3 protein-coding genes and 1 pseudogene are annotated in these 6,845 nt (G+C 42.0%); 2 read left to right on the forward strand and 2 right to left on the reverse strand.

Translation table 11 applies throughout. The annotated features are described in order from the left end of the window. Nucleotides 1-104: 104 nt before the first annotated feature. Both Q0110_RS16155 and Q0110_RS16160 read right to left on the reverse strand, forming a co-directional pair. Entirely contained in the window at nucleotides 105-1,574 is a 1,470-nt protein-coding gene (locus Q0110_RS16155; RefSeq protein WP_297908783.1) for a glycoside hydrolase family 30 protein, read from the reverse strand. A gap of 27 nt (nucleotides 1,575-1,601) precedes the next feature. After that, nucleotides 1,602-1,709: pseudogene (locus tag Q0110_RS16160) on the reverse strand (RagB/SusD family nutrient uptake outer membrane protein); the annotation flags it as partial. A gap of 456 nt (nucleotides 1,710-2,165) precedes the next feature. Between Q0110_RS16160 and Q0110_RS16165 the strand changes: the two are divergent. Both Q0110_RS16165 and Q0110_RS16170 read left to right on the forward strand, forming a co-directional pair. Beyond that, the gene (locus Q0110_RS16165; RefSeq protein ID WP_297908786.1) at nucleotides 2,166-4,982 is read left to right on the forward strand and encodes an outer membrane beta-barrel protein; all 2,817 of its coding nucleotides are present in this window, start codon (nucleotides 2,166-2,168) and stop codon (nucleotides 4,980-4,982) included. Nucleotides 4,983-5,245: 263 nt separating this feature from the next. After that, nucleotides 5,246-6,805 (forward strand): HAMP domain-containing sensor histidine kinase, encoded by a 1,560-nt coding sequence (locus Q0110_RS16170; protein ID WP_297908789.1) that lies wholly within the window; start codon nucleotides 5,246-5,248, stop codon nucleotides 6,803-6,805. Nucleotides 6,806-6,845 lie beyond the last annotated feature (40 nt).

Genomic DNA, 6,845 nt, shown 5'->3' on the forward strand with positions numbered 1-6,845 from the left:
TTTATATAATCAGATAGATGGTCCAAATATTTTCTTTGTTGGGCTGATAAAAAGCAGGATGCTGCCAAAAGGCAACATCCTACGATAACGGATCCTCTCATACGCTACTTAATTAAAAGTGTATTCACTGAATTGGCTTTTAATACAGGTGAATATACTGAATTGTTAACCTTAAAACTTACCGGTTTATCCGTCGTTCCAGAGTTTCCCACCACAATAACGATGCTATTATCCGGATTCACGAAAGCCAAGACATCTTTATACGCACCCTCCGTCACTAACCTTTTCGCACCCGGTTGCACATAATGACTTACATGTTTCATTATATAATATTCCGGGGTATACGAGAATGACTTACCGTCTTCACTTACCACAACCAAGGAATTCTGCGCCCATCCCCAACGACTGATACCCCCTTGCTTTAAGGATGTATTCCAATAAGTATAGACAGACACGCCATGACTCAAATAATGTTTCATCAAATCCCAAGAATGGGAAGCTCCACTCCAATCGTTCTTTCCATTTCCACATTCTTGCTCCGTTTGCAGGAACTTCAGATGCGGATATTTACGAGCAGCTATCGGCAGGGCATCTTTCCCGGCCCATTGGAACCCGATGGCTTTCACATAACGACTGCAATCCGGATCCTGCATGATGGAGTCGATCATTGCCTCACGGGGGCGCTCCACCGTTCCATACATCATCTCTACCCCTTTCTCTGCCATAGCCGGACCAAGATATTTTCCCATGAAAGTAGCCAATCCACCTAAAGTCCAGCAACAGCTCGGGTAGGGTTGATCTGAGTTAAACTCGTTTTGAGGCATCACTCCAAATATATCAATGCCCTCCTGCCGGTAAGCATCGATAAACTTCGAGAAATAAAGCGCATAAGCTTTGAAATAGGCATCTTCCTGAATGAAAGCGTCCGCACCCTCGAATGCTTGGCGATCCTCGGGAAGCTCGTTATCCACTACCCTAAACATAAAGGTTTCTTCTCCCGTCTGTCTTTTCTTCAACCGCTTAGCTAATGCGGTCGTTGATCGGGAAGCGTAGTGCTTATTCCACTTCATCCACGAAGGAGGACACCAAGGTGAGGCCCAAATCTTGATGTTTGGATTGTAACGCTGGGCTCCTTTGATAAATGGGATCAAAGTTGCCCGGTCGTGATCAATCGAAAAATTCTTCATTTCAAAGTCTCCTTCTGTCTCGTTATACGAGTACCAGTCTATGGCGAAATCGTTCGCCGCTATCGGCATACGGCAAATCGTGAAATTCGCACCTACCCCCGGGGCGAACATCTCTTTCAAGATATCCTCACGTACGGTTTCATCCAACAGAGAAAGGGAAGTCCATCCCAATTCATTGAAACAAGTACCAAACCCGTCAATTGTTTGAGCGGTCTTTGTCAAATCTATAACCACATCCGGCTCTGAAGTTTCAGATACCGCTACTACCTCGGGTTGTGTAACCCATGGAAAATCGAATGTCGTACTTACCCACTCCGCTTGAGGAACCGTCTTGCATGCACAGCAGATACAGCTCAACGCTAGTATTGATAAAAAATGTGTTTTCATAGATATTTATTTAAATTTATTCCTAAATTACCAACCTGCATTCTGTTTCAAATTCGGATTCACATTAATCTCCGTATCAGGGAATGGCAATACCCAATTACGTTCCTTAAAACCTGCATCCGGGAAATCAAAGCATCTTTCATACGCATTATATCACCGACCGTAACAAAAGCACCGTTTACTTTTGTCGTTAAATATAAGTCGTTTTTTATTAAAAGCAATATCTTTTTTCTTTTTTACTTATTGATAATCAATACTTATTGTAACTTTTCATAATACTATTTGTCTATCCTACAGGACACAAGAACAAAACGACTATTTTATTCTTGTGCTTTTAACAAATCAAGATACACTCTTAGTAACTTATTTTCTCTCTTTAAAAAACACTCCTAAAATGATCTCTTTATAAATAGAATGAATATGAAAACATCTTGCCTATTCTTTATTTCTCGATTACCTTTGTACCTCTGCAAACAAAAACAGAAACCTCATGACTGTTAATAATACCAAATCAATAAAAGTTATATTAAACTATTTTGAGTAATCCTTGTCTACCTTTTCGTGAATGTAAACAATGTAATTGATAGAGTTATGAAATTGGGGAAGTACCTTTTGATGTTGTTGATGATCCTTCTTTCATCGGTAGCTCTTGCGCAGCAAAACGGTGTCAATGTTACAGGATCTGTTGTTGAGCAAGGTAGTGATACCCCTATCGAGCAGGCTACGGTGCGCTTGTTAAACGTAAAAGACAGTGCTATGGTACGGGGTGTAGTAAGTGCCCGTAATGGTAGCTTTATTTTGAAAAACGTAAAGAAAGGGAGTTATTTATTACATGTCACGTTTGTCGGGTACGATCCTTTATATCAACCATTGCAAATCACAGGGAAGAAAAATCCGGTAAATGTAGGCAAACTTGAATTGAGCGATGGAGCTATTGAGTTGGGAGAAGCTATAGTTATAGGTAAAGCACCCGAGATTATCGTTCGTAATGATACCGTAGAATACAACGCTGACTCCTATAAAGTAACCGAAGGCTCCGTACTGGAGGATTTATTGAAAAAAATGCCCGGAGTGGAGGTGGATAGCGAAGGTAAGATAACCGTCAATGGAAAAGAGGTGAAAAAGGTAATGGTGGACGGGAAAGAATTCTTCTCCGATGATCCGAAAGTGGCTTCCAAAAATCTCCCAGCCAAGATGATCGATAAACTACAGGTACTCGATAAAAAAAGTGATATGGCGCAAATGACCGGTTTCGATGATGGTGAAGAAGAGACCGTCATCAACCTGACCGTAAAACCAGGTATGAAACAAGGATGGTTTGGAAACGCATATGGTGGGTACGGAAGTGAAGGCCGGTACGAAGGTAACGTCATGGTCAACCGTTTCGTAAACAATGACCAGATCACGCTTATGGGGGGGGCGAATAACACGAATAATATGGGCTTTTCGGATCTAGCCTCAACAATGTTCTCCGGTATGGGAGGTGGTGGAGGCCGGAGAGGTGGTTTCGGAGCAGGAAGCGGTATCACCTCTTCCGGAAACGCCGGGCTAAACTTCAACAAAGAATTCAACCCCACGATCAGTCTTGGGGGAAATACCCGCTATTCGCATTCCGACAATGACGCTCGTAGCAAGAGTAACCGGCAGAACATCCTTCCCGGAGATAGTTCGTCTTACGATAATAGTGAGGCTATGAGCCGTACGAAAAGTAATAATTTTGGTGTAGATTTCCGCTTGGAATGGAAACCTGATACAATGACCCGGCTTATCTTCCGTCCAAGCTTCAGTTTTAGCCAAAGCATGAATAACAATTTCAGCGATGCTACTACTCTGGACAACGAACGAGATACGGTCAACACCAATAAATCCAGTAATTACTCGGAAAGTAACGGATATAACTTAAGTGCCAGCGTCGATTTCAGCCGTAAGCTGAATAGCAAAGGACGTGTATTCAGCGCAACCCTTTCCGGAGGTAATAGCAACTCATACAGCGATGGCATGAACCGCTCCGACATCATTTACTTCAACCAGACAGATGCCCAGAAAAATAATATTATAGACCAGCGTTCTCGTTACGACAACAAAGGCTTCAACTATCGGGTCTATGTATCATGGGTAGAGCCGATCGGACACAACAATTTCATTCAAGCCACTTATAGTATCAGCCAGCGAAAACAAGAAGCCTTGAAGAATGTATACAATCAAGACGCTAACGGCATATATAATGTATTAGACTCTGCCTATAGCCAGAGTTACCGTAACAACTTTATCAGCCAACGGGCTAGCTTGAGCTTCAAGTCTCAACGGGCTAAATTCAACTATACGATCGGATTGAACCTAGACCCGTCTTACTCTAGCAGTGAAAACTTCGTGGGCGATACGACTCTATCCAAGATAGCCCGTAAGGTAATCAATCTCTCCCCGATGGCACAATTCAACTATATGCTCAATAAGCATACGAATCTTCGTATCATGTACAACGGCCGTACCAGCCAACCGAGCATGACTCAATTACAACCGGTAGCGGATATCTCAGACCCAACAAACATCACGATCGGTAACCCGGATTTGAACCCTCGTTACACGAATAATATATTCATCCATTTCCAACAGTTTACTCCGGAGAAACAGCGTGCTTTTATGATCATGGCAAACGGTAGCTATATTATCAATGATATCGTAAGCTATACATCTTATAACCAAGAAAACGGTGTCAAGACTACCACTTATAAAAACGTAAATGGCAATTACAGCGGTAACATCCGCATGATATTGAATACGCCCTTGAAGAATAAGAAATTCTCTGTCAATACCATGACAATGGCTTCGTTCGCCAATAGTAACGGATATATCAATGAGGAAAAGAATACGAACCGGAATTGGGTATTGTCCGAACGCGGTGGTATTGACTTCCGTTCCTCATACCTGGATCTAGGTATAAACGGGAACATACGTTACAACGCAACTAGTAACTCTCTGCAAAAGGAGAACAACCAGAATACCTTTAACTACGGAGCAGGAGGTTACACGACTATCTACCTACCTCTCAACTTCAAGATCGAGAGCGACGTAAACTGGTCTACCAATTCCGGTTATGGCGACGGGTTCAAGCAGAACGAGATCTTATGGAACGCCTCAGCCTCCAAATCTTTCTTGAAGAACAACCAAGGGACACTCCGTTTCAAGATCTACGATATCCTGCAACAACGCAGTAATATCTCCCGTTCCATCACCGCCAGCTATATACAAGACTCGGAATACAATACGTTGGGTAGTTATTTCATGATACATTTTATTTACCGGTTCAGTATCTTCAACGGTGGAGCTAGCGCTAGTGATGTAAAAGCGCCGGGCAGAGGAGGACGGGGCAGAGGACCGATGGGGCCACCTCCCAGACATCGATTCTAATAGGTAAAATGAAAAATTCGGAAGGCCGGACACAACAAAAAATACCCTAGAGTTGTTTTCATATAAGATAATATATAAAAAACTTAGGATAAAATAACGCTAACTAGCGCATTAACAATGGAATTTCAACATTTAACGAGCATGTATCTTTTATACCCACAAAGTATTATTAACATTTCAAACCGATTATTTTTACTTTTTTTGTGTAAATATTAAACTAAAACATGCGTTATTTGCTGCAACATTAAGAGAAAGATATTGATATGAGGAAGTCGACAATTTGGTTGCTTGCAGTAGTTATGGCTTTTGCCTTTGCCGGGTTGTTATACCTACAGGTAAACTATGTGAGCATTATACTTAAGACACGCAGCGAACAGTTCAACGAGACTGTCAAAAGAAGCTTGCGCCAAGTATCTAAGAATTTGGAATTGGACGAGACCCGTAAATACCTCGAGGATGATATCAATCGGGATGAGACAAATTTTATGTATCAAAATGCCCCGGATGCCCAAAGCCTAGGACAAGTGATCAACCACGAGAAATACCAATTACAGATCAAAGACTCTAACGGGACCGTTCAGCAAATAGAGATGCAAAGTTTTAGCGCCCATAAATTCGAACCGCTCTCTTCTTTGTCAAAACGGCAGTCTGCCAACAGTATCATAAACACCTCTAAAGATTTGCAGAAAACACTGAAAAGACGTTACCAATATCAAGGTGGACTGATCGAAGAGGTGATTTACAATATTTTATACACGGCGAACTTGAAACCGATCGAGGAGCGTGTAGATTTTAAAAAGCTGAACAATTACTTAAAAACAGAATTTATTAACAACGGTTTGAACTTGCCATTCGTGTTTTCTGTTATTAACAAAGATGGAAATGTTGTATATCAGAGCGGAGAATTCCAAAAGCAACCGATTGCCTCGGACGTGATCACCCAAGTGCTTTTCCCGAACGATCCCCCATCGAAGCTAAACTACCTGAGAGTTTACTTTCCGACAAAAGGGGATTACATCTCAAGCTCTATCACCTTCATCGTTCCATCGGTTATATTTTCATTGATCCTGTTGATAACCTTCATCTTCACGATTTATATCGTATTCCGTCAGAAGAAGTTATCCGAGATGAAAAACGATTTTATCAACAACATGACGCACGAGTTGAAGACTCCGGTTTCCACGATCTCACTCGCCGCCCAGATGTTGAAGGATTCGGATATAACGAAAAGCCCGGACGTATTCAAGCATATATCCGGCGTAATCAACGATGAGACGAAGCGATTGAGCTTCTTGGTTGAGAAAGTGCTACAGATGTCTTTGTTTGAGCGACAGAAAGCGGCGCTTAAATTGAAAGAAATTGACGCGAATGATTTAGTAGCGAACGTGGCTAACACCTTCGTCCTTAAAGTCGAGAAGTACGGTGGTACGATGGACATAGACTTGCAAGCTACGGAATCGGATATATACGTGGATGAAATGCATATCACCAATGTATTGTTCAACTTAATGGATAATGCGGTTAAATATCGCCGTCCGGAAGTTCCGCTTACATTGATGGCACGCACGTGGAACGAAAACGGAAAGCTGTTGATCTCCGTGGAAGATAATGGTATCGGTATCAAGAAAGAATATCTGAAAAAGGTATTCGACCGTTTCTTCCGCGTACCGACAGGCAACGTACACGACGTGAAAGGGTTCGGTCTCGGACTCGCTTACGTTCGTAAAATCATTGAAGACCACAAAGGCACGATCCGTGCCGAAAGTGGCGCAGGAAATATTGGAACAAAATTTATTATTACTTTACCTCTTATAAAAAGTTAGTTATGGAAGAAAAACTAAAGATCTTCTTTTGCGAAGACGA

Source organism: uncultured Parabacteroides sp., assembly GCF_947855115.1.
Taxonomy (GTDB): domain Bacteria; phylum Bacteroidota; class Bacteroidia; order Bacteroidales; family Tannerellaceae; genus Parabacteroides.